Origin of the sequence: Rhodococcoides kroppenstedtii (assembly GCF_900111805.1) — a bacterium.
Taxonomy (GTDB): Bacteria; Actinomycetota; Actinomycetes; order Mycobacteriales; family Mycobacteriaceae; genus Rhodococcoides; species Rhodococcoides kroppenstedtii.
In genome coordinates, this window is sequence record NZ_FOJN01000001.1 from 320933 (window position 1) to 344021 (window position 23089).

The window sequence follows — 23089 nt, forward strand, 5'->3', positions numbered from 1 at the left end:
ATCGTGGCCTCAGGGTACTGAGACGACGTCCTCGTCGTCGGCCTTTTCGGCGGCCGGAGCGTCGGGTTCGTCGGACGTCGCGGCTTCGCTCGGGGTCTCACCGCGGCGCACGACGACCGACGCCACCGCCAGGGTGGCGAGCGCCGCGAGCACCGCGACGAGGGTCGGCAGGCCTGCTCCGCCCACCGCATCGGTCAGCGCCCGCACGATCTGACCGACCGGGGTGACGTCGGCCGCCTGCGCCAACAGCCCACTCGCGCCGCGCAGCACCGCGCCACCGAGGATCACCTGCACCAATCCGAGCAGCGCGAGCACGGCCGCGCCGACCACGGGACCGAGGACGAGCCGCACCGCGCGGCACGCCGTGACCACCGCGGCGACCCAGAGGCCGACGGTCACGGTGGCGACCGCCGATCCCGCCAACGAGGCACCGGTGTCGACGAACGTCAGGGCCAGGACCATCGCCGCGGCCGCACCGACGGCGCCGATCACCGCGGCCCGCGCCCGCGGGACCAGGAACCCGACCAGCGCGGCCGCCAGGACGGCGAACACCGCGGTCAGGTACGGCCAGCTCTCGACAGCAGGTCGCACGACGAAGGACGACCCGGTCGGGTCCACTTCGGTCGACGCCGCGGCGGGGAGGGACGAGGACGCCTTGTCGACGTTGGAGCGCAGCGTGGTGAACATCCCTTCCATCGGTCCGACGCCGTCGCGCAGACGCGTCGTGCCGTCGACCAGCAGGACGCCGCCGTCGTCGAGCTGGACCAGACCGTCGCGCAGCTGCGCCGACCCGTCCGTGGCCCGGACGATGCCGTCGACGAACGGCGACGACGGATCCGACAGCTGGTAGGACACCTGCCGGGCGCCGTCGCGGAGCCGTTCCAGGTCGGCGAGAACCCCGCCGTTCAGGCCCTGGGTCCGCAGGAGGTCGAGGACCGTACGCAGCTGATCGGCGGTGGCCGCCGCCGCGGGGTCGGTGGACGCGGCCACGGAGTCGAGTGTCTGCTGCACGATCACCTCGATCTGCCCCTGGGCGGCGCCCACCCCGGTCAGCGCGCCGACGACCCGGTCGACGCCGCCGCTGACCTGCGTGGACCCGTCGCCCAGCTGCCACAGTCCCTGCCGCAGCTGGGTCATGCCGTCGGCCAGCTGATCGCCGCCGTCGCGGGCCTGCCCGAGCCCGTCGGCCAGTCGATGTGCGCCGTCGTCGAGTTCGACACTGCCGTCGGTCAGTTCGGTCATGCCGCCGGTGAGGATCTGCAGCGGGAGCGCCGTGTTGCCGAGCGCGCCGCGCGTCGCGGCGAGAGGGTCGCTCGCCTGCGACGCAGGAACGACGCGCGTGGGTCCGCCGGCGGACCCGTCGTCGTCGGTCGTCGCCGCGACGACGACCCCCGCCGCGAGAGTGGGCACCATCAGCGCCAGCAGCAGCCCGGCCGCGGCGCGGCTCCGCCTCGAGGGCCGCAGAGGCAGCCGAGGCCGCGAACCCCCCGAACGCGCCGGGACCAGGCGGGACAGCGAGGACGACACGCGCATCATGGCCGGACGATAACGAGAAATGGCTGGAAAAGGTGGGTGCCATGCCGCAGCGAGCAGCGCGAATCGGCTCGAGAGAGACGGACCGACGTGTGACCACCTTCACACAGCCGCTGCATACAGGGGATTGACGGGGTTCCTCCGGCCCGTCTCCGTCATGGCGCCTGACTTCCCGCGGCGTCCTTGTTACGTTCGATTGCCATATGACGCCCGTGTTACAGAGCGCGACCTCGACCCCGCCCGATCTCGACTCCCGACACGAATACCGTCCACCGACGGTCGACGACGGTGTCCGCCTCTGGGAAATGGCCCGCGATTCCGAGGTGCTCGACGTCAATTCCAGTTACTCGTACCTGTTGTGGTGCCGCGACTTCGCGGCGACGTCCGTCGTCGCGGTCGACGGTGGCGATCGACCCGTCGGTTTCGTGACCGGTTACCTCCGACCGGACGCCCCGCACACGGTGTTCGTCTGGCAGGTCGCCGTCGACGCCGCTCACCGCGGCCGAGGACTCGCCCGCGGCATGCTCGACTCCCTCGTCGACCGGGTCGTCTCCGAGCACGGCGTCACCACCCTGGAAACCACGGTCAGCCCCGACAACGCGGCGTCGATCGCCACGTTCACCTCGCTCGCGCGGCGGCGGGGCACCGGCATCGTCCGCTCGGACCTGTTCGCCGCCGGGTCGTTCCCGGACGCGCATCAGCCGGAAGACCTCTACACCGTCGGCCCCTTCGCGGCCCCCACCACCGATTCTCAGGAGACCTCATGAACCAGATCACCCCCACCCCGGACGTGTTCGAGAACCACGAGTCGCAGGTCCGCAGCTACAGCCGCCAGTGGCCCGCCGTGTTCGACACCGCGCAGGGCTCGTGGATCACCGACGAGAACGGCAAGCGTTACCTCGACTTCTTCGCCGGCGCCGGTGCGCTGAACTACGGCCACAACCACCCGGTCCTCAAGACCGCACTGGTGGACTACATCATGCGCGACGGCATCACCCACGGCCTCGACATGTCCACCGTGGCCAAGCGCGACTTCCTGGCCACCTTCACCGAGAAGATCCTGGCGCCGCGTGGACTCGACTACAAGGTGCAGTTCCCCGGACCCACCGGGACCAACACCGTCGAGGCCGCCCTCAAGCTCGCCCGCAAGGTGACCGGTCGCTCGTCGGTCATCAACTTCACCAACGCTTTTCACGGAATGACGCTCGGCGCCCTGTCGGTCACCGGCAATTCCATGAAGCGCGCCGGCGCCGGCATTCCCCTGGTGCACGCGACCCCGATGCCGTTCGACAACTACTTCGGCGGCGCCACCGACGACTTCCAGTGGATGGAACGGGTGCTCGACGATTCCGGCAGCGGCATCAACCGTCCCGCCGCGGTCATCGTCGAGACCATCCAGGGTGAGGGCGGCGTGAACGTCGCCCGCGCCGAGTGGCTGCAGGCCCTCGCCGAGCTGCTGAAGCGCCGCGACATCCTGCTCATCGTCGACGACGTCCAGATGGGCGTCGGCCGCACCGGCCAGTTCTTCTCGTTCGAAGAGGCCGGCATCGTGCCGGACATCGTCACGCTGTCGAAGTCCATCGGCGGCTACGGAATGCCCATGGCGCTCACCTTGATCCGCCCCGACCTCGACGTGTGGGGGCCGGGCGAGCACAACGGCACGTTCCGCGGCAACAACCCCGCTTTCGTCACCAGCGCCGCGGCGATCGAGCATTTCTGGTCCGACGACACCTTCGAGAAGGAGATTCTCGCGAAGGGCGAGCGCATCCGGGCCGCGTTCACCGACCTCGCCGATCGCTTCGAGGGCGTGAGCACCCGCGGCCGCGGCATGGTGCACGGGCTGGTCTTCGCCGACGGTGACCTCGCCGGCAAGGTGACCTCCATGGCTTACGACCAGGGTCTGCTCGCGGAGACGTCCGGCCCGTCGGACGAGGTGGTCAAGCTGCTCCCGCCGCTGACCATCTCCGAGGAGGATCTCGACCACGGTCTGTCGATCCTGCGCCAGGCCACCGAGACCGTCTGCTCCTGACCCACGTCGACCCAGCGAAAGGATCCGATTTCCATGATCGTGCGCACCACCGACGAGATCACCGGCACCGAACGGGACATCGCCAGCGAGGACGGCCAGTGGCGGTCCAAGCGCATCGTCCTCGGCGGCGACCGGGTGGGCTTCTCCTTCCACGAGACCACCATCGAGCCGAACACGGTGAACAACTTCCACTACGCCAACCACGTCGAGGCCGTCTGGCTCATCGAAGGCGAAGGCACGCTCACCGACCGTGAGACCGGCGAGACCTACCCGCTCGGGCCCGGCAGCATGTACCTGCTGAACGGACACGAGCGACACACCGTCGAGACCACCACGCGCATGCGCATGCTGTGCGTCTTCAACCCGCCCGTCGTCGGCGACGAGCGGCACGACGAGAACGGTGTCTACCCGCTCATCGAGGTCCCTGCCTGACCGCCCGCGGCACGGGCCTTCTGGCTCGGGCCCGACCCCGGCATCGCCGAACGAGACCGCGCGAGCGACCTATCCTGGACGAGGTGACCTCCGTTTCCCCGTTCTCACCGTCGCAGCGCGGTCTCGTCTCGTTGGACGACGTCCTGTCCCGCGGGAACGTCGTCGCCCTCACCGGTGCGGGCATGTCCACCGACTCCGGAATCCCGGACTACCGCGGCCCCGACTCGCCGCCCCGTAACCCCATGACCTTCCAGCAGTTCATCGGGGACGACGAGTTCCGTCGCCACTACTGGGCCCGTAACCACGTCGGATGGCGGCACATGGACGCGACCCGGCCGAACGCCGGCCACCGCGCGCTCGCCGAACTCGAACGGCGCGGGGTCGTGTCCGGCGTCATCACCCAGAACGTCGACATGCTCCACACCAAGGCCGGCAGCCGGAACGTCATAGACCTGCACGGCGTCTACGGCCGGGTGCGGTGCCTGTCCTGCGAGACGCTGATCTCCCGCGTCGCTCTCGACGAGCGGTTGACCGCCGTCAACCCCGGGTTCACCGAGTCCGTCGTCGGTGCGGACGGAGTCGAGATCGCACCCGACGCGGACGCGGAGATCTCCAGCACGGCGCACTTCCGCATGGTCGACTGCGACCGGTGCGGCGGCATTCTCAAGCCGGACATCGTCTACTTCGGTGAGAGCGTGCCCAAGCCCCGCGTGCGCGCGGCGTACGACATGGTCGACGACGCCGCCGCACTGGTCGTTCTCGGATCGTCTCTGACAGTCATGTCGGGCCTGCGCTTCGTCCGCCACGCGGCGAAGCACGACAAGCCCGTCGTCATCGTCAATCGCGGCACCACCCGCGGCGACGAGTTCGCGGACGACACCCTGCACGCCGGGTGCTCGGAGGTGTTGACGTCGTACCTGTGACGGCGGTCGCCGCGGTCTTCTTCGTCAACGGCGCCGTCCTCGGGAACTGGGGCCCGCGCATTCCGGCGATCGCGGCCGATCTCTCCCTCGACGCGGCCACGCTGGGCCTCGCGCTGGCCGGGATGGGCACGGGCGGCTTGCTGGCCACCCCGCTCGCGGCGCTGGCCATTCGCGCCCGCGGCAGCCGCTCGACCACGGTGGCCTCGGCCACGCTGCTGTCCGTCGCCATCGTGCTGCCGGCACTGGCGGGTACCTGGTGGTCGCTCGGCCTCGCCGTGATGGTTCTCGGTGCCGCCGACGGCGTGATGGACGTCGCGATGAACGCGCAGGGCGTCCTGGTCGAGAAACGATGTGACCGGTCGATCCTGAACCGTCTCCACGCGGGATAGAGCGCCGGCGCCGTCACCGGTGGGCTGATCGGCGCGGGTGCCGCGGCACTCGCCGTGCCCGTCGGGGTCCACTTCGCCGTGGTCGCCGCGGTCCTGCTCGCTCTCACCGCGCTCACCGCGCGCCACCTCGAGCCGGACACCGGGCACCGCGAACCCGACAGCCCGGACCGCCCCGGGCAGCCCGATCTCGCGGGACCGCCGCGTCGTTCGGTCCTCCCGGGCCGGTCGGGTCCGGCCGCGGCCCTCGCTCTGCTCGGCGCACTCGTGTTCGTTTCCTCGCTCGTCGAGGACCTCCCCCAGTCCTGGGGCGCGCTGTACGCGACCGACCTCGGGGCGACGCCCGGACCCGCCGGACTCACCGTGGTCGCATTCTCGACGGCGATGTTCATCGGCCGCCTCGTCGGCGACGCCGTCGTGGACCGCGCGGGCCGCCACCGCGTTCTGATCGGCGGGTCCGTGGCCATCGCCTCGGCTTTCCTCGCTGCACCGTGGGTCACCTCCCCCACCCTCGCGGTGGTGATGTTCGCGGTGGCCGGCCTCGGTGCCGCACCGATCTTCCCGGCGGTGTTCGGCATGGCGGGCCGGCTCCCCGGCATCGCTGCGGGCACCGCGCTGTCGGTGGTCTCGCTGGTGGCCCGCATCGGCATCCTCGTGGCCCCGATCGGATTCGGCACCCTCGCCGGGCAGCTCGGATACGGCTGGGCGCTCTGGTCCATGGTGGTGGCGGGCCTCACCGTCGCCGCCCTGGCCACCGTGTTGCGAAAACGCACGTCAACTCACGTGCCGCAGGGGTAGCGGCTGCGGCGGTGGGGTCGATCGGTAGGTGTGGCCGGTGGGGGTGCGGAACTCCACGGTGTGCACGTCGCTGCCGTCGGTGTCGTCGGGGTCGTCGGTTCTGGTGGTGGTCCAGCCGTCGCCTTGTTTGGCGTGGTTGCAGGCCGCGCAGAGGCCGAGGCCGTTGTCGGCGGTGGTCGGTCCGCCGTCCTCGTGCGGGGTGATGTGGTCGTGGTGGCGGATTGGGGCGTCGCACCACGGGGTGCGGCAGGTGCGGTCCCGCAGGTCGATCAACCGGGCCAGACCGGTGGGGAAGCAACGGGGGACCGACTCCACCGCAGTGAGGTGGCCGTCGGCGGGGCGGGCGTAGAGCTTGCGGAGCGTCACCTCGGTGTCGGTGTCGGTGTCGACGGCGTCGTGGATCCATGCCCGTGCCGCGGCGGCGGGAATCGGCCCGTACCCGGGCACCTCGGCGGGGACGTTGCTGCCGCCGAGGAGACTCTGGTCGGAGATGACGACCTGCACCGCCACCGGTGGGCCCATGGTGGGGGCGAGACCGACGGTCCGCTCGACGAGCAGGTCCGCCATGATCTGATCGCGGGTGCGCCCGTCGGCGTCGCCGGTGGCGACAATGGTGTCCGCATCCCGGCGCAGGGTGGCCCAGACGCAGACGGCGCGGTCCATCGGCAGCAGCGCGCCGAGGTGGCCCATGAACTCCGGGGCGGGGCGGACGGTGACGCGGCGCTGCTGGGCGGCGCGGGCCTTGCGGCGGGCGACGGCGGCGGCGTCGAGTTCGGCGGCCAGCCGTGCGGCCATCGCCGCGACGGTGCTGTCGCCCTGGCCGGCCAGGGTGGCGGGGTCGGCGCAGAGGCGGGTGTCGACGAGCCGTCGGTCCTCGGCGGTGAGGCAGGCGGTTTCGCGGACCAGCAGGGTGGCCCGCCATTCGGAGAGGTCCCCGCGGCGCAGTTGGCCGAGGGTGTGGGGCATCTCGGTGGTGAGGGCGCGGGCGAGGCCGAGGTGGGTGCTGCCGCGGTGCGGTGAGTCCTTCCGGGCGAGGCCGATCTGGGTGGCGATGCCGGTGTTCCACCGGGCGGCGGGGCGCCCGGCCTCCCTGCGTTGCTGTCGGATGGTGTCGGCCACCAGGGTCGTCAACACCGCCTGGGCGCCGGCCGCGGCGGCTTTCAACTCCTCGAGCGCGGTGATGGTCTCGATCGCCGCGGCCCCACCGTCCCGGACTGCCTTGTCGACGGTGATGGTCGCGATGCGTGTCAGAAATCGTCGAATATCGTTCGGCGACAACTCGTCACCGCACAGATGTTTCTCCACGTGAATCCCCCCGAATTCGTGTCACCGACACCATGACACAGGGGTACGACACGAACGCCCGGCCGATGAACGCGACCGCCGGTCAGACGGCGACGAGATCGTCGGCGTGCACCACCGGCCGCCGCGCGTCGGGCGCGAGGTCGCTCGTCGACTTCCCGAGCATCCCCGCCAGCTCGGCCGAGTCGTAGGCGACCACCCCCCGCGCGACCGGGGTGCCGTCGTCGGCGTGCAGCGAGACCACGTCACCGGCATCGAAAGTCCCTGTGACGGAGGTGATTCCGGCGGACAGCAGCGATCGCCGACGCCCGACGACGGCCTCGACCGCACCGGCGTCGAGGGTGAGTCCCCCACTGGTGTCGGCGGCATGACGCACCCAGAATCGTCGCGCCGACAGCCGCGTCGGTCGCGCGGCGAACACGGTGCCCGTCGTCCCACCGGCCAACGCGGAGGCCGCGTCCGACGCCGCGGCCAGCAGGACGGGAACGCCGGCGTCCGCCGCGAGCCGCGCCGCGGACAGCTTGGAGGCCATTCCGCCGGTCCCCAGCGCGCCACCCGATCCGGCGACCACCCCGTCCAGGTCTTCGGGTCCGTCGACCTCCGGGATCAGCCTCGCGGCGGGATCCTTGCGGGGGTCACCGTCGTAGAGCCCGTCGACGTCGGAGAGCAGAACCAACGCGTCCGCACCCACGAGGTGTGCGACCAGCGCCGCCAGCCGGTCGTTGTCGCCGAAGCGGATCTCGGTGGTCGCCACGGTGTCGTTCTCGTTGACCACGGCCACCGCGCCGAGCGAACGCAATCGGTCGAGCGTCCGCTGCGCGTTGCGGTGGTTCGCGCGGCGGGCGATGTCCTCGGCCGTCAGCAGAACCTGGCCGACGGTCCGCCCGTGCCGGGCGAAGGACGTTCCCCACGCATGCGCCAACGCCAACTGCCCCACACTGGCCGCCGCCTGCTTCGTCGCCAGGTCCTGCGGGCGTCGTCGCAACCCCAGCGGAGCCATGCCCGCCCCGATCGCACCGGACGAGACGACCACCACGTCCGAGCCGCGTCGCATCCGCGCCTCGATGGCGTCGGCCAGCGCGTCGAGACGAGAGACGTCGAGGCCCTCGGCCATCGAGGTGAGCGCCGACGATCCGATCTTCACCACCACGGACCGTGCGGCCGCGATGGTCTCCCGCGTTCCGGTCACTGCTCGTCGGTCTCCAGACCTCGGCGGACCCGACGCGCATGCTTGCGCTCGGCCGCGCCGATGCGCTCCACCTGGTCGATACGCGAGTCGGTGCCGCGACCGGTGAGGGTGACCTCGACACCCGCGGGGGTCTGCGGTTCCCAGTCGAAGCTGACGTCACCGATGGTGACGGGAGCGCCGGGCTGCGCACCCTGCTTGACCAACTCGTCCTCGACGCCGAGCCGCGCGAGCCGGTCCGCGAGGTAGCCCACGGCCTCGTCGTTGTCGAACGCGGTCTGCTTGACCCACCGCTCGGGACGCTCTCCGCGCACGATGAAGCCGCCTGGCTCGTCGGGATCGGCGATGACGCTGAAGCCCGCACGATCCGTCGCGACGGGCCGGATGACCTGCCGACGCGGCGCCGCCTTCGGGTGGTCGCGCCGGTACTGCGCCACCAGCTCGGCCAGCGCGAAGGTCAACGGGCGCAGGCCTTCTCGACTCACGGCCGAGATGGTGAACACCGGCCAGCCCTTGGCCTCGAAGTCGGGGCGGACCATGTCCGCCAGTTCCGCGGCCTCGGGCACGTCCACCTTGTTCAGCACGACGATGCGCGGCCGGTCCGCCAGATCGCCCAGGCTCGCGTCGCCCGACAGCGCCGGCACGTACGCCGCCAACTCGGCTTCCAGCGCCTCCACGTCGGACACCGGGTCACGCCCCGGATCGAGGGTGGCGCAGTCGACCACGTGGGCCAGCACGGCGCACCGCTCGAGGTGACGCAGGAAGTCGAGGCCGAGCCCCTTGCCCTGACTGGCACCCGGAATCAGACCCGGCACGTCGGCGACGGTGAAGGTGGTCTCGCCGCTCGAGACGACGCCGAGGTTCGGCACCAACGTGGTGAACGGGTAGTCCGCGATCTTCGGCTTGGCCGCCGACAGCACCGAGACGAGCGACGACTTCCCGGCGCTGGGAAATCCGACCAGGCCGACGTCCGCGACGGACTTCAGCTCGAGAACCAGGTCGCGTTCCTCGCCGTCCTCGCCGAGCAGGGCGAAGCCGGGCGCCTTGCGGGCGCGCGAGGCGAGAGCGGCGTTCCCGAGGCCACCGCGACCGCCGGCCGCCGCCTCGAACCGGGTGCCCTCCCCGATCATGTCGGCGAGGATCCGACCGTCCTTGTCCAGCACGACGGTGCCGTCCGGCACGCGCAGGATCAGGTCCTCACCGATGGCCCCGTCGCGGTTGCTTCCAGCACCCTGCGTGCCGTTGCCGCCCTTCGCGTACGGGTGGAAGTGGAAGTCGAGGAGGGTGTGCACGCCGGAGTCGACGACGAGCACGACGTTGCCGCCGCGCCCACCGTTACCGCCGTCGGGGCCGCCGAGGGGCTTGAACTTCTCCCGGTGCACGGACGAGCATCCGTTGCCGCCCTTTCCTGCACTGACGTGCAGTGTGACGCGGTCGACGAAGCGCGACATGGGAGAGGTCCTTCCGAGCGGTGATGCAGGTGGTGAGTGGTGAAACGCCGACAGGGGCGGCCGGAGAGCACAAGCCCTCCGAGCCGCCCCTGCCGGGAACGTGTCGGTCAGCGGGAAGCATGCTTCCCGCAGTGCCGCAGGAGGATCAGACCTCTGCGGCGGCCGGAACGATGTTGACGGTCTTGCGGCCACGCTTGGTGCCGAACAGGACCGAGCCCGCAGCGAGGGCGAAGAGCGTGTCGTCGCCACCACGGCCGACGTTCACGCCGGGGTGGAAGTGCGTGCCACGCTGACGGACCAGGATTTCGCCTGCGTTGACGTCCTGGCCGCCGAAGCGCTTGACGCCGAGTCGCTGAGCGTTGGAATCGCGACCGTTGCGTGAGCTGGACGCGCCCTTCTTGTGTGCCATGAGAAACCCTCCGGGGTCGGTAGAGAGATCAGAACGTCGGACGACGTCAGTTGATGCCGGTGACCTTGAGGACGGTCAGCTTCTGCCGGTGTCCCTGACGCTTGTGGTAGCCGGTCTTGTTCTTGAACTTGTGGATGCGGATCTTCGGGCCCTTGGTGTGCTCGACGATCTCGCCGGCGACCGACACCGTGGCCAGCTTGTCGGCGTCGGTGGTCAGCTCGGCGCCGTCGACGACGAGAACCGGGTCAAGCGAGACGGCCGTGCCGGGCTCTCCCTCGATCTTCTCGACCTTGACGAGGTCACCCACTGCGACCTTGTACTGCTTTCCGCCGGTCTTGACGATCGCGTACGTTGCCATCGGACGGCTACCCCTTGCTTGTCGAACGTGTTCGCTCCCCGTGTGGGGGCGACTGGTCTCTCGGCGCGACACGACCTCCGGCGAACCGGGGGGCCGTCGCATCCAGTGATGATCTGCTGGCCGGCACAGCGGGCGGGACCCACCCGAGAGATGGGCACGACACGGCCGCGTCGCCGACAGCGACCGTCCAAGATTACGGGAGAGCGTCGTGCCGGGTCAAACCGGTGACGCCCCACCTCCCGGACCTACCCTTCCCTACTCCTCCACCGGCGGACCGGCGGGGCGACCTGCGGCGCGACGTCGGGGACGACGCACCGGCGTGGCCGCCGAGGCGGACGCCGCTCCCCCGGTGGTGACCGACGCCTCGGGCGCGGACTCCCCGGACGCTGCAGTATCCGAGTTCTCCGACGCTGATCCGTCGGCCGACGAGCCCGCGACCGGGCCCCCAGCCGAACCCACGGCCGCATCCTGAGCCGGGACGACGATCACGGTGCCGGCCGAATCCCCGGCCGGCGCGGCCGCCGCCCGTGCGACCCGGCGGGCGCGACGCGGGCGGGCTGCCGGCTTCTCGGGCTCAGCGGGCTGCTCGGGCTCTGCCGGCGCTACGGGCTGCTCGGGCTCCGCCGGCGCCACGGGCTGCTCGGCGTCGGCCTGCACCGGCTCGACCGATGCAGCGGTCTCGGCCTCCCGCACCGCCTCGACGGCTGCTTCGGCATCCGCGACGGGGTCGCCCGCCACCTCGGCGACGGGGTCGCCTTCCGCCTCGGCGACGGGGTCGCCCTGTACGACGGCGACGGGGTCACCCGCAGGCTCGTCCTGGTGGTGGTGAGCGGCCATCGCGAGGGCGACGGGATGCGGCTGGCGCGGCGCGACCTTCGCCTCCGAGGCAGCCGACTCCGCGGCGTCACCGGAGTCGGTTTCGCCGGTGGTGTCGCTCTCGGTGTCCGACGACTTGTCGCGGTCGGCGGACCGGCCGCCACGCTTGCGTCGCGACCCACCCTGCTGATCGCGCGATCCGCGCCCGCCGTCGTCCTTGGCCGTCTCGACCGGGAACTGGTGGACGACGATGCCGCGGCCGTGGCAGTGCTCGCAGGTGGTCGAGAACGCCTCGATCAGTCCGGTGCCCATGCGCTTGCGGGTCATCTGGACCAGGCCGAGGGAGGTCACCTCGGACACCTGGTGGCGCGTGCGATCCCGGCCGAGCGCCTCGGTGAGGCGACGCAGAACCAGGTCACGGTTGGATTCGAGGACCATGTCGATGAAGTCGACGACGATCATTCCGCCGATGTCGCGCAGCCGCATCTGGCGCACGACCTCCTCGGCCGCCTCCAGGTTGTTCCGCGTGACGGTCTCCTCGAGGTTGCCGCCCTCGCCGGTGAACTTGCCGGTGTTGACGTCGACCACGGTCATCGCCTCGGTGCGGTCGATCACGAGGGTGCCGCCGGACGGCAGCCACACCTTGCGGTCGAGCGCCTTGGCCAGTTGCTCGTCGATGCGGTACGCGGCGAAGACGTCCACGTCCTTGGACGTCGACTCGTAGCGCGTCACCCGCGGCAGCATGTCCGGAGCCACGGCCTCGATGTAGCTCTGCACGGTCGACCACGCGCGTTCGCCCTCGATGACCAGACCCGAGAAGTCCTCGTTGAACAGGTCGCGCACGACCTTGACCAGAAGATCCGGCTCCTCGTACAGGGTGACCGGCGACGATCCCTTGCTCGATTCGGCGTTCGACGACCGCTCCTGGATGGCCGCCCACTGCGACTGCAGCCGGGTGACGTCGCGCTCGAGCTCCTCGGCACTGACGCCCTCGGACGCGGTGCGGATGATGACCCCGGCATCGGCGGGAACGATGTCGCGCAGGATGTCCTTGAGCCGTTTGCGCTCGTTGTCGGGCAGCTTGCGGCTGATGCCCGTGGACGACCCGCCCGGCACGTACACGAGGAAGCGTCCGGCCAACGAGATCTGCGTGGTGAGGCGCGCACCCTTGTGACCCACCGGGTCCTTGGAGACCTGCACCAGCACCTGGTCGCCCGACTTCAGCGCCTGCTCGATCTTGCGACTGTTGCCGCCCAGACCTGCGGCGTCCCAGTCGACTTCGCCGGCGTAGAGCACACCGTTGCGCCCCTTGCCGATGTCGATGAACGCCGCTTCCATGCTGGGCAGCACGTTCTGCACGCGCCCCAGGTAGATGTTGCCGACGATCGAGCCCGACGACGTACTGGTCACGAAGTGCTCGACCAGAACGCCGTCCTCGAGCACCCCCACCTGCGTCAGATCGGGGTGGCCGGCGAGCGACTTCTCCCGGACGACCATGGTGCGGTCGACCGATTCCCGGCGCGCGAGGAACTCGGACTCGGTGAGAATCGGCGGACGGCGACGTCCCGCGTCCCGTCCGTCCCGACGACGCTGCCGCTTGGCCTCGAGTCGGGTCGACCCCGAGATGCCCTGAACCTCGTCCTTCTTGGCCCGCTGGCGCGGCTCGCGCTCGTGGACGACCGTGTTCGGCGGATCGTCCTCGCTGGTGGTGTCGTCTCCGTCGCCACCGCCGCTCTTGCGGCGGCGCCGACGGCGTCGACGACGGCTGGCCGACTCCCCGCCGGTCTCGTCGGATTCGGCGGTGCCGTCCTGCGAATCGTCGGACTTGTCGGACTCGTCGGACGCTGCCGTGTCGGCGGTCTCCGTGGACGCGGCGTCGGTGCTGCCTGTCGACTCCTCGGCGGTGTCGGCAGTGTCTGCGGCGTCGGCATTCTTCTGCCCGCCGCGACGGCTGCGGCGACGGCCACGCTTGGGGGCGTCGGTCGAGTCGGCACCCTCGGTGGCCGCTGCATCGTCGTCGGCTCCACTGCCGTCGGCAGCGGACTCGTCGGACGTCGTGTCGGTGGCGGTGTCCGCCCCGCCGGTCGTCGGCGTGTCGGTGGCGTCGTCGCCCGACTCTCCGCCGTTCTCACCGGTGTCGTCGTTCCCGGCGTCACCACGGCCACGGCCACGGCCTCGCCGTCCGCGACGACGGCGACGCGGTCCGCTGCCGGACTCGCTGTCGTCCTGATCGGACTCGCTGCGGGGACCGTCGGTCGGCGCGGCGTCCTTCTGCGCGGCATCGGCCGGTGCGGAGTCCGCCTGTCCGGCCTCGGCCGTCGCGGCGTCGACCTGCTCGGCATCGGCCACCGGCTCCGGCGCGGCGGGCTCGGCCGGGGCAGCCTTGCGCGTGGACGCACGACGCCGACGCGGCGCCTCCGGTGCGGGCTCGGGCTGGAGGAAGAGCGGGACGTCCGCCGGCCGCACCTCGGGAGCGGGCGCCTCGGACTCGTCCGGCGTCGTCGGCGCAGGGGCCGACGTGAAGAGGTCGGGCTCGGTGACGGACGCCGGGCTCTCGTCGGCAGTGGAGGCTCCGGCCTGCTCCTCGGCGGGAACGTCGGCCGGGTCGACGGCAGCCGCCTCGCCGGCCGGCGCGTCGAGCGCGCTGGCCACCGTCTCGGCGTCCTCACGCACGACGCTGGACTGCACGCTGCGGACGTCCTTGCCCATCTCGGCGAGCTGAGCGACGACCTGCTTGCTGGTCACTCCGAGGAGCTTGGCCAGGGCGTGAACGCGGATGCGCTCGGGGAAGTTTCTGGGCGGCTCGTGATCGGCCACGTGTTCTCCTCGGGGCCCCGGGCGCGGTCGTCGCGAACGGTCGGCCCCTGGTGGGGGCGTCGTCCGTCGACACGAACCGCGGCCACGCGGGTGCCTTGGTCTGTTCGCGGAACCCGGGCGGGTTCGACGAGGTCGGGTCGCATCTCGGCCCGTCGCCGACCGGAACGGTCGTCGACGGGTACCGCGAATGCCTGGGCGGATGGCCGGTCCGAGCGCCTCGTCCTCAGCGTCGCCGTCCGTCGAGGTGCCGGAGGGCACGACGACCGACGCGCGGTCCGCGATGACGGGCACCGGGTGCCGTGGATGTCATCCGGTCGCCTGCGCGTGGTGCGCGCCGCGACCTCCGTCAGTATCCCACACGGATGTGTTCACCCACGCCACCCGTGGCCGGAACGGTCGCCCGAGGTGTCGACCGTTCCGGGGCCGGCGGCATCAGCCCAGTTCGGGGAACCAGATCGCGATCTCCCGGGCGGCGGATTCCGGCGAATCCGATCCGTGCACCAGGTTCTGCTGGCCGTCGAGCGCGAGGTCGGCACGGATGGTGCCGGGCACGGCCTTGGCCACCGGGTCGGTTCCGCCGGCGATCTGCCGGAACGCGGCGATGGCGCGCGGCCCCTCGAGCACGGCGGCGACCAGGGGGCCCGACGTGATGAACCCCAGGAGCTCGGGGAAGAAGGACTTCTCGGCGTGCTCGGCGTAGTGCGCGGTCGCGTCCTCCTCGGACACGGTGAGCAGCTTCAGGGCGACGATGTCCAGGCCCTTGCGTTCGACCCGGCCGAGGATCTCTCCGACGAACTTGCGGGCGACGCCGTCGGGCTTGATCAGTACGAGAGTGCGTTCGGTCACGCGGCAGAGCCTAGCGTCCTGGTCACTCGCGCTGACTGGGCAGGCGTCCCTCCGCGATGCGCTTGCGCAGATCGCGGCGGAGGTAGATGAGGTACGCCCACACGCAGGAGAAGAGCAGCCCGACGATCGCGATCGACGGATGCGCCAGGAATCCCACGATCACCAGCACCTGCAGGGCGACGTTGAACTGCAACGCCCACGGTCGCCCCTGGAGGCCGGCGCCGAGCAGCATGACGATGCCGAGTCCGACGATGTAGGTCCCGCTGATCCAGGACAGCCCCCCGCCGACGGTCGCGACGACGGGCAACGCCAGAAAGACGACGATGGCCTCGAGCACCAGGGTGCCGGCGCAGACGCCGCGGAACCCCTTCCACGGATCGCGCGCGGGCGGCGGAACGGACCCGCCCTCGGGGGTCGGAGCGGTGGTCATGCTGGGTCCTTCCCGAAGAGAGTGCGCGCGGCTCCGGCGGTGACCACAGACCCGGTGACGACGACGCCCGCACCGGACACCGCCTCCCCTTCGTCCGCGACGTCCTCGGCGATGCCGATGGCGATCTCGAGGGCGTCGGGCAGGGTCTCGGCGACCACGACGCGTTCGTCGCCGAACTTGGCGACCGCCGCGTCGGCGAGAGCGTCGACCTCGAGGCCGCGGGGCGAGCCGTTCGTGGTCACGACGATCTCGTCGAAGACCGGTTCGAGGGCGGTGAGAATGCCGTCGACGTCCTTGTCCTTCATGACGGCGACGACGCCGACGAGCTTGCGGAAATCGAATTCCTCGCCGAGCGTCGTCGCGAGCGCCGCGGCACCGTGCGGGTTGTGGGCGGCGTCGACGAAGACGGTGGGGGCGTTCCGCACCCGCTCGAGCCGACCCGGATTGACGACGGTGGCGAATCCCTCGCGGACGGTGTCGAGGTCGAGGCCGTGGTCGGCACCCGCCCCGAAGAACGCCTCGACGGCCGCGAGGGCGACGGACGCGTTCCGGGCCTGATGAGCGCCGTGCAACGGCAGGAAGATGTCGTCGTAGACCCCGCCGAGCCCGCGGAGTTCGAGCTGCTGACCGCCGACGGCGACGCGGCGCGAGAGCACGACGAATTCCGACCCGGCGCGGGCGACGGCGGCGTCGGACTCGACGGCGCGGCGCAGGATCACCTCCATCGCCTCGGGCTGCTGCTCGTCGACGATCACGACGGTGTCGACGGGGTCGAGCCGCTCGGGCGCGCGCTTGACGATGCCCGCCTTCTCCCCTGCGATGGACGCGAGATCCTCACCGAGGTACTCGGTGTGGTCCATCCCGACCGGGGTGATGACGGCGACCTGGGCGTCGACGACGTTGGTGGCGTCCCACGTCCCGCCCAGTCCGACCTCGACGACGGCGACGTCGACCGGTGCCTCCGCGAACGCGGCGAACGCCATCGCGGTCAGCACCTCGAACTTGCTCATCGCGGGTCCGCCGGCGGCCTGGCTGCGCTCGTCGATCATCTCCACGTACGGCAGGACGTCGCGGTAGGTGTCGACGTACTGGCGAGGCGTCAGCGGCACCCCGTCGATCGCGATGCGTTCGGTGGCGAGCTGCAGATGTGGGCTGGTGGTCCGGCCCGTCCGGCGGTGGAACGCCCGCAGCAGAGACTCGATCATGCGCGTGACCGACGTCTTGCCGTTGGTGCCGGCGACGTGGATGGCGGGGTAGCTCGCCTGCGGCGAGCCGAGCAGGTCCATCAGAGCCCGAATGCGGGTGAGCGACGGCTCGATGGTGGTCTCGCCCCAGCGGCGGTCCAGCTCCGACTCCACCAGGGTGAACTCGGCGAGGTCCACCGGCGACGGGGCGGCGGGGGTGCCGTCCGCCGCGCCGTCGACCGGGCCGCTCACGCGGAGCCCAGGTCGCCGAGGCGCTTGGTCAGCCGCTCGACCTCGTCGCGCGCCAGCTGCTGCCGGGCGGTGATCTTCTGTACGACGGCCTCGGGAGCCTTGGCGACGAACGCCTCGTTGCCGAGCTTCGCCGTGGTGGTCTCGAGCTCCTTGCGCGCGGCCGCGAGATCCTTCTCCGCGCGCTTGATCTCGGCCGCGACGTCGACGGTGCCGGACGTGTCGACGGCCACCGTCACGGTCGCCCGCGACAGTCGCACCTCGATGGACGCGGACTCGGTGAACCCGGCGTCGGCCTCGGGCTCGGTGAGGAACGCGAGCGCCTGCACGGCCGGCACCAGCGAGGTCAGCTCCGCGTCGTCCGTTCCCACCAGGCGTGCGGGCACCCGCTGCTTGGGCTTGACGCCCTGGTCGCTCCGGAAGCGCCGCACCTCGGTGATGAGCTTCTGGGCGTCGGCGACGCGCTGCTGCGCCACCGGATCGGCGCCCACGCCGGTCTCCTTGGGCCACTCCGCGACGACGACGGATTCACCGCCGGTGAGGGCGGTCCACAACGTCTCGGTGACGAACGGGATCACCGGATGCAGCAGGCGCAGCACGGAATCGAGCACGGTGCCGAGCACGAGCCGGGTCGCCGCGGCCCGGTCCTCGGTGTCGGCGGCAGTCCCGGCCGGCCCGGCGAACTGCACCTTGGCCAGCTCGAGGTACCAGTCGCAGACCTCGTCCCAGACGAAGTGGTAGAGCGCCTCGCAGGCCTTGCCGAACTCGTACCGGTCCAGGGCGTCGTCGACCTCGGCGCGGACCGTCGCGAGACGGTCGAGGATCCACCGGTCGGCGTCGGTCAGCGTGTCCCGCGCGGGCAACTCCCCCACCGTCGCGCCGTTCATGAGCGCGAACTTGGTCGCGTTGAACAGCTTGGTGGCGAAGTTGCGCGAGGACTGTGCGTTGTCCTCGCCGACCGACAGATCACCGCCGGGGTGCGCGCCGCGGGCGAGCGTGAAGCGCAGGGCGTCGGCGCCGAACCGGTCCACCCAGTCGAGCGGATCGATGCCGTTGCCCTTGGACTTGCTCATCTTGCGGCCATGCTCGTCGCGAACGAGCCCGTGCAGGAACACGTCTCGGAACGGGACGGGGCCGGGCACCGAGTCCGCGATCGCGGTGCCGAACATCATCATCCGGGCCACCCAGAAGAACAGGATGTCGTAGCCGGTGACCAGGACGGAGGTCGGATAGAACTTCTCGAGGTCCGGGGTCCGCTCGGGCCATCCCATGGTCGAGAAGGGCCACAGGCCCGACGAGAACCACGTGTCCAGCACGTCGGGATCCTGCGTCCAGCCCTCGGGCGCGGTCTCGTCCGGACCGAGGCAGACGGTCTCGCCGTCGGGGCCGTACCAGATGGGAATGCGGTGGCCCCACCACAATTGGCGAGAGATGCACCAGTCGTGCATGTCGTCGACCCACGAGAACCAGCGCGGCTCCTGGCTGGTCGGGTGGATCGTGGTCTCCCCCGAGCGCACGGCGTCACCGGCCGCGGCGGCGAGCGAGGACACGTCCACCCACCACTGCAGGGACAGGCGCGGCTCGATGGGTTCTCCACTGCGCTCGGAGTGCCCGACGATGTGCGTGTAGGGCCGCTTCTCGGCGACGACGCGGCCCTGCTCGGCGAGCGCCTCGCGGACCTTCACGCGGGCCTCGAACCGGTCGAGACCGTCGAACTGCGTTCCCGTGCCGGTGATGCGGCCCTCGGTGTCCATGATCGACGGCATGGGCAGCGAGTGCCGCACGCCCATCTCGAAGTCGTTGGGGTCGTGTGCGGGGGTGATCTTCACCGCGCCCGTACCGAACTCGGGGTCGACGTAGTCGTCGGCGATGACGGGAATCTCGCGGTCCAGGAACGGATGCGGGAGCGTGGTGCCGACGAGGTCGCGGTACCGCTCGTCGTCGGGATGCACGGCGACGGCGGTGTCTCCGAGCATCGTCTCGACGCGGGTGGTGGCGACCACGACGTGCGGCTCGTCGTCGTTCAGCGAGCCGTAGCGCAGCGAGACCAACTCGCCGTCGACGTCCTCGTACTTGACCTCGATGTCGGAGATGGCGGTCTGCAGCACGGGCGACCAGTTGACCAGTCGCTCGGCGCGGTAGATGAGTCCGCGGTCGTAGAGTTCCTTGAAGATGGTCTGCACCGCGCGCGAGAGACCCTCGTCCATGGTGAACCGCTCGCGGCTCCAGTCGACACCGTCACCGAGCCGACGCATCTGCTCGCCGATGGTGCCGCCGGACTCACGCTTCCATTGCCACACCCGCTCGACGAACGCCTCGCGGCCCAGCTCGTCGCGCGTGGTGCCCTCGGCCGCGAGCTGCTTCTCCACCAGCGACTGCGTCGCGATGCCGGCGTGATCCATGCCGGGCAGCCACAGCACCTCGTAGCCCTGCATCCGCTTGCGCCGCGAGAGCACGTCCATCAGCGTGTGGTCGAGAGCGTGGCCCATGTGCAGGCTGCCGGTGACGTTGGGCGGCGGCAGCACGATCGAGTAGCCGGGTCGCGCGCTGTCCGGATCGGCGGTGAAGTATCCGGCGTCGACCCAGCCCTGGTAGAGGTCGGCCTCGACGTCGCCGGGGTTCCACGCCTTCGGCAGGCGGTCGGCGGGAGTCGGGTCGGACGCAGTCGACGCAGTATCGGTCACTCGGTCGATTCTAGTTCTCGTCCGATGCGCCGGTTCTGCCCGGTCGGACGCCCAGCGCCGCGGGCATGGGCAGCTCGCGACCGAGCACGTGCGTCGAGAGGAAGGCCAGCACCGCGCCGTACCAGACGGCGATGTGGGGTGGCTTCAGGATCCAGTGGTTCTCGTCCGGGAAGTACAGGAACCGGTGCACGGTCTCCCCGTTCCCGTCGGCGGGCGAGGCGGACTCGGAGAGCAACTCCCACCACAGCCGGAGCGACTCGCCGATCGGGACGCGGAAGTCCTTGTCGCCGTGTGTGATCAGCATGGGCGTGATGATCTCGGCCACCGACAGATGCGGGGAGTTCTCGAAGGCCATCTCGGGCGTCATCTCGTGCGCCCAGTACGACGCCTCGTCCGTGGTCGGCCCGAACTGATCCAGCGCCCACAGCCCCGCGTGCGAGACGATGGCGCGGAACCGATCCGTGTGGCCCGCCATCCAGTTGGCCATGTACCCGCCGAACGAGCCGCCCATCATGGCCGTGCGCGTGCTGTCGATGTCCGGCCGGTCGATCACGGCGTCGGTGATGGTGGTCAGGTCGGTGTAGACCTCGGCGCCCCAGCGGCCCCACCCGCGCTGGACGAACTGCTGCCCGTACCCGGTGGAGAGTGCCGGGTCGGGCATCAGCACCGCGTAGCCGGCGGCGACGAGCATCCACGGGTTCCACCGCCACGACCACGTGTTCCAGCTGCCCAGCGGGCCGCCGTGCACCCAGAGCACCAGGGGCGCCTGCCATTCCGGCGACGTCCCCTCCGGGAGCGCCAGCCACGCCCGCACGCGGGTGCCGTCCGCGACGAGCACGTCGACGTCCTCCAGAAAACCCGGCAGCGTCGGCAGCGGGGCGGGCGCCGGCAGCGCGGTGACCGTGCCGTCGGTCAGCGAGAGGCGCACGGGGTGCGGCGGGGCCAGATACGACGCCCGCAGGGCGAACACGACATCTCCCCCGGGCGCGACCTGCAGGTCCGTGAACGCACCCTCGTCGGTCAGACGCGTCGCCGACGCGCGGTCGACGCGAAAGACCGGGGCGTGACCGTGGTCGTCCGCCGTGGCCAGCAACGCCGACGAGTCGGCGGTCCACGCGAGTGCGGTGGGCCACCGGTCCCAGTCCCCACCCCAGCGTTCGCTGCGGCCGGTGGCGAGGTCGAGCACCTGCGCGGTGACCCGGGGAGCCGCATCCGGTTCCGGATGCTCGGTCCGCAGGTAGGCCACCCGCGCGCCGTCCGGGGAGATCCGCGGGGACGACTGGTCGGCGTGCGGTTCGTCGACGAGAGTCTCGGCGCCCCCGGCGCCGTCCCGCAGGCCGATCCGCACCAGGACGTGGCGGGTCACGCCGTCGGCCCCGGGGACGCGTCGCGTCGCGACGACGAGGGCGCCGTCCGTCGACACGTCGTACTCGGTGTCGCGGAAGACGCCTCCGCCGGACGGACCGGCGGCGTCGGGCGTCACCGAGGTGAACACACCGTCGGGTCCGCCGATCCCGCCGCCGCCCACCACGTCGAACAGGTGGGTGACCGCCGGTCCGAGGTCGGCGTCCCAGTGCCGCATCGGGTACCCCGCGTGGAGGATCGCGGTGACGCCCTTGTCGCGCAGTGCCCGCACCTGTTCGTCCCGGTCGGGGTCGCCGAGGACCGGGCCGGTGACGACGATCCGGTCCGAGCGCGCGGCGCACCGCACGGTGTCCACCCCGCCGGCCCGGTGCGCGATACGCTGCGGTTCACCGCCGCGGAAGTCCAAGGCCCACAGCACCTTCGGGGAGGAGTCGGCGGTGTCGGCCGCGCGGCGGAACAGAAGCCGGCCGTCGGCCGCGAACACCGGATCGGATGCGGGCGCGCCGTACGTCAACCGCCGCGCGGGTTCCCTTCCCGCCGGGTCGATCGACCACAGCGCCGTCTCGAACCGAGTGCGGTCCTCGGACAGCGTCGACTGCACGGTGACCAGACGCGTCCCGTCCGGCGACAACGCCAGTCCCGCCGTACGCGGGGTGTCGAGGTAGGTGTCGGGATCGGCGAACGGGTGCGCGGCAACCATGCCCGTGAACCTAGACGCTCACCCCGACACCGCTCGAACCGAACGCTGCCCCGGCGGTCAGCGCACCAGCGGCGCGAGGCGACCGGGGATCTGGTCCAGCGCGAACGGGAGCGACAGAACCGTGCTCCAGGCGAGGGCCTCCGCGGCCTCGTCCTCGAGCACGATCACGCGCCCGTCCTGCACGACGGGCAGCTGCTGGTAGACCGGCGTCGCGTCGAGCTCGGCGCGGAGCTTGTCCCCGAATCCGCCGCCCGCGTACCAGACCAGCAGGTCGACGTCGGCGAGGGAGAGCTGCTCGGTGCTGATGGTGGCGAAGTTGGCCTCCCCCACCTGATCGGCGACCGGCGGGTTCACGAAACCGAGGTCGTTGAGGAACCGCACCTTCGGGTCCTGCGCGCCGTAGACGCCGAACTGTCCGGGGCCCTGCAGAGCGCCCACCAGCACCGTCTTGCCGGCGAACGACGGGTTGGCGGCGATCACCGAGGCGAACTTCTCCTCGACGCCGGCGATCTGCGTGTCGGCCTCGGCGGACTTGCCGACGGCGGCGCCGAGCAGGCGCGTCTGGTCGCGCCACGAGATGCCGAAGTCGGCGACTCCGGGCGGCGCGGTGACGGTCGGGGCGAGCGCCGACAGCTGGTCGTACTGGCCCTGCGTGATGCCGGCGTACGTGCCGACGATCAGGTCCGGGCCGACGGCGGCGACCTTCTCCACGTCGATGCCCTCGGCGGCCGTCCCGACGATCTCCGGCGTGGCGCCGCCCAGCAACGACTGCGCCCACGGCCAGGTCGCCCCCGGGTAGTCGCCGTACCAGTCGAAGACGCCGGCCGGGACCACGCCGAGCGCGAGGAGGGTGTCCTGGTCGTTGTAACCGACGCTGACGACGCGCTGCGGGTCGGCCGGCACCGTGATCTCGCCGTACTTCGTGGTGACGGTGGCGCCGGCCTCGTCGGACGACCCGCCGTCGGAACCCGAGCCGCACGCGGCGGCGCCGAGCGCGACGAGGGCGCCGGAGGCACCGAGGAGGAACGACCGACGTGACACGCGGGGCGACGAGGCCATGGTGAAGCAGTCCCTTCGGGAGACGGCCGTGAGCGACACGACCGGGGCAGTAGGCAGGTTAGGCTAACTTGCGTCGCTCGACATCCGCGACGCGAGGTGGCGGACGTGCGTGGCCGTCACGACGGACGCGGG

Annotated in this window: 19 protein-coding genes; 6 read left to right on the forward strand and 13 right to left on the reverse strand. The window is 71.2% G+C overall.

What is annotated here, in order from left to right; all coding sequences use genetic code 11:
- Positions 1 to 9: 9 nt before the first annotated feature.
- Positions 10 to 1536: a hypothetical protein gene (locus BMZ18_RS01515; protein ID WP_068365147.1), complete on the reverse strand. Its 1527-nt coding sequence runs from the start codon at positions 1534 to 1536 to the stop codon at positions 10 to 12.
- A 200-nt stretch (positions 1537 to 1736) separates the two neighbouring features.
- Between BMZ18_RS01515 and ectA the strand changes: the two genes are divergently transcribed.
- The 6 genes from ectA to BMZ18_RS19040 all read left to right on the forward strand — a co-directional run bounded on the left by ectA (position 1737) and on the right by BMZ18_RS19040 (position 6101).
- Complete coding sequence (ectA, locus tag BMZ18_RS01520) at positions 1737 to 2300, forward strand: diaminobutyrate acetyltransferase (RefSeq protein WP_068365144.1); 564 nt, start codon at positions 1737 to 1739, stop codon at positions 2298 to 2300.
- The gene (gene ectB, locus BMZ18_RS01525; RefSeq protein WP_068365141.1) at positions 2297 to 3562 is read left to right on the forward strand and encodes a diaminobutyrate--2-oxoglutarate transaminase; all 1266 of its coding nucleotides are present in this window, start codon (positions 2297 to 2299) and stop codon (positions 3560 to 3562) included. The genes ectA and ectB overlap by 4 nt, the downstream gene beginning before the upstream one ends.
- A gap of 33 nt (positions 3563 to 3595) precedes the next feature.
- The gene (locus BMZ18_RS01530) at positions 3596 to 3994 is read left to right on the forward strand and encodes an ectoine synthase (protein WP_068100146.1); all 399 of its coding nucleotides are present in this window, start codon (positions 3596 to 3598) and stop codon (positions 3992 to 3994) included.
- A 131-nt stretch (positions 3995 to 4125) separates the two neighbouring features.
- On the forward strand, positions 4126 to 4917 hold the full coding sequence (locus BMZ18_RS01535) for a Sir2 family NAD-dependent protein deacetylase (protein ID WP_235606557.1): 792 nt from the start codon (positions 4126 to 4128) through the stop codon (positions 4915 to 4917).
- On the forward strand, positions 4914 to 5306 hold the full coding sequence (locus BMZ18_RS19035; protein WP_082895143.1) for an MFS transporter: 393 nt from the start codon (positions 4914 to 4916) through the stop codon (positions 5304 to 5306). Before BMZ18_RS01535 ends, BMZ18_RS19035 begins: the two co-directional genes overlap by 4 nt.
- Before the next feature lie 54 nt (positions 5307 to 5360).
- Positions 5361 to 6101: an MFS transporter gene (locus BMZ18_RS19040; protein WP_139203714.1), complete on the forward strand. Its 741-nt coding sequence runs from the start codon at positions 5361 to 5363 to the stop codon at positions 6099 to 6101.
- Here BMZ18_RS19040 and BMZ18_RS01545 read toward each other — a convergent pair.
- From BMZ18_RS01545 to BMZ18_RS01600, 12 genes are all read right to left on the reverse strand, one after another.
- On the reverse strand, positions 6078 to 7406 hold the full coding sequence (locus tag BMZ18_RS01545) for an HNH endonuclease (protein ID WP_244516371.1): 1329 nt from the start codon (positions 7404 to 7406) through the stop codon (positions 6078 to 6080). The genes BMZ18_RS19040 and BMZ18_RS01545 overlap by 24 nt on opposite strands.
- Positions 7407 to 7488: 82 nt before the next feature.
- Positions 7489 to 8592, reverse strand: coding sequence for a glutamate 5-kinase (gene proB / locus BMZ18_RS01550; RefSeq protein WP_068362299.1), 1104 nt, complete (start codon positions 8590 to 8592; stop codon positions 7489 to 7491).
- On the reverse strand, positions 8589 to 10040 hold the full coding sequence (obgE, locus tag BMZ18_RS01555; protein WP_068100138.1) for a GTPase ObgE: 1452 nt from the start codon (positions 10038 to 10040) through the stop codon (positions 8589 to 8591). The genes proB and obgE overlap by 4 nt, the downstream gene beginning before the upstream one ends.
- A gap of 145 nt (positions 10041 to 10185) precedes the next feature.
- A complete protein-coding gene (rpmA, locus tag BMZ18_RS01560) occupies positions 10186 to 10449 on the reverse strand; it encodes a 50S ribosomal protein L27 (protein WP_068100135.1) in 264 nt (87 codons plus the stop codon).
- A gap of 46 nt (positions 10450 to 10495) precedes the next feature.
- A complete protein-coding gene (gene rplU / locus BMZ18_RS01565; protein ID WP_068362302.1) occupies positions 10496 to 10807 on the reverse strand; it encodes a 50S ribosomal protein L21 in 312 nt (103 codons plus the stop codon).
- A gap of 255 nt (positions 10808 to 11062) precedes the next feature.
- The gene (locus tag BMZ18_RS01570; RefSeq protein WP_074921689.1) at positions 11063 to 14440 is read right to left on the reverse strand and encodes a translation initiation factor IF-2 N-terminal domain-containing protein; all 3378 of its coding nucleotides are present in this window, start codon (positions 14438 to 14440) and stop codon (positions 11063 to 11065) included.
- Positions 14441 to 14872: 432 nt separating this feature from the next.
- Positions 14873 to 15286, reverse strand: coding sequence for a nucleoside-diphosphate kinase (ndk, locus tag BMZ18_RS01575; RefSeq protein ID WP_068100128.1), 414 nt, complete (start codon positions 15284 to 15286; stop codon positions 14873 to 14875).
- 22 nt (positions 15287 to 15308) lie between these two features.
- Positions 15309 to 15716 carry a DUF4233 domain-containing protein gene (locus BMZ18_RS01580; protein ID WP_068362307.1) on the reverse strand — a complete coding sequence of 136 codons (408 nt, stop codon included), beginning with the start codon at positions 15714 to 15716 and terminating at the stop codon, positions 15309 to 15311.
- Positions 15713 to 17152, reverse strand: coding sequence for a bifunctional tetrahydrofolate synthase/dihydrofolate synthase (gene folC, locus BMZ18_RS01585; protein ID WP_068362310.1), 1440 nt, complete (start codon positions 17150 to 17152; stop codon positions 15713 to 15715). Before folC ends, BMZ18_RS01580 begins: the two co-directional genes overlap by 4 nt.
- Complete coding sequence (locus BMZ18_RS01590; RefSeq protein WP_068362313.1) at positions 17149 to 19833, reverse strand: valine--tRNA ligase; 2685 nt, start codon at positions 19831 to 19833, stop codon at positions 17149 to 17151. Before BMZ18_RS01590 ends, folC begins: the two co-directional genes overlap by 4 nt.
- 10 nt (positions 19834 to 19843) lie before the next feature.
- Complete coding sequence (locus tag BMZ18_RS01595) at positions 19844 to 21898, reverse strand: S9 family peptidase (protein ID WP_068362316.1); 2055 nt, start codon at positions 21896 to 21898, stop codon at positions 19844 to 19846.
- Between the two features lie 57 nt (positions 21899 to 21955).
- The gene (locus BMZ18_RS01600) at positions 21956 to 22957 is read right to left on the reverse strand and encodes an iron-siderophore ABC transporter substrate-binding protein (RefSeq protein ID WP_068100118.1); all 1002 of its coding nucleotides are present in this window, start codon (positions 22955 to 22957) and stop codon (positions 21956 to 21958) included.
- Positions 22958 to 23089: the final 132 nt, after the last annotated feature.

Bases quoted from the DNA above. Each gene is read 5' to 3' on its own strand.
- BMZ18_RS01515 (WP_068365147.1), bottom strand. From the start codon at position 1,536: ATGATGCGCGTGTCGTCCTCGCTGTCCCGCCTGGTCCCGGCGCGTTCG.
- ectA (WP_068365144.1), top strand. From the start codon at position 1,737: ATGACGCCCGTGTTACAGAGCGCGACCTCGACCCCGCCCGATCTCGAC.
- ectB (WP_068365141.1), top strand. From the start codon at position 2,297: ATGAACCAGATCACCCCCACCCCGGACGTGTTCGAGAACCACGAGTCG.
- BMZ18_RS01530 (WP_068100146.1), top strand. From the start codon at position 3,596: ATGATCGTGCGCACCACCGACGAGATCACCGGCACCGAACGGGACATC.
- obgE (WP_068100138.1), bottom strand. From the start codon at position 10,040: ATGTCGCGCTTCGTCGACCGCGTCACACTGCACGTCAGTGCAGGAAAG.
- rpmA (WP_068100135.1), bottom strand. From the start codon at position 10,449: ATGGCACACAAGAAGGGCGCGTCCAGCTCACGCAACGGTCGCGATTCC.
- rplU (WP_068362302.1), bottom strand. From the start codon at position 10,807: ATGGCAACGTACGCGATCGTCAAGACCGGCGGAAAGCAGTACAAGGTC.
- BMZ18_RS01580 (WP_068362307.1), bottom strand. From the start codon at position 15,716: ATGACCACCGCTCCGACCCCCGAGGGCGGGTCCGTTCCGCCGCCCGCG.
- BMZ18_RS01595 (WP_068362316.1), bottom strand. From the start codon at position 21,898: ATGGTTGCCGCGCACCCGTTCGCCGATCCCGACACCTACCTCGACACC.
- BMZ18_RS01600 (WP_068100118.1), bottom strand. From the start codon at position 22,957: ATGGCCTCGTCGCCCCGCGTGTCACGTCGGTCGTTCCTCCTCGGTGCC.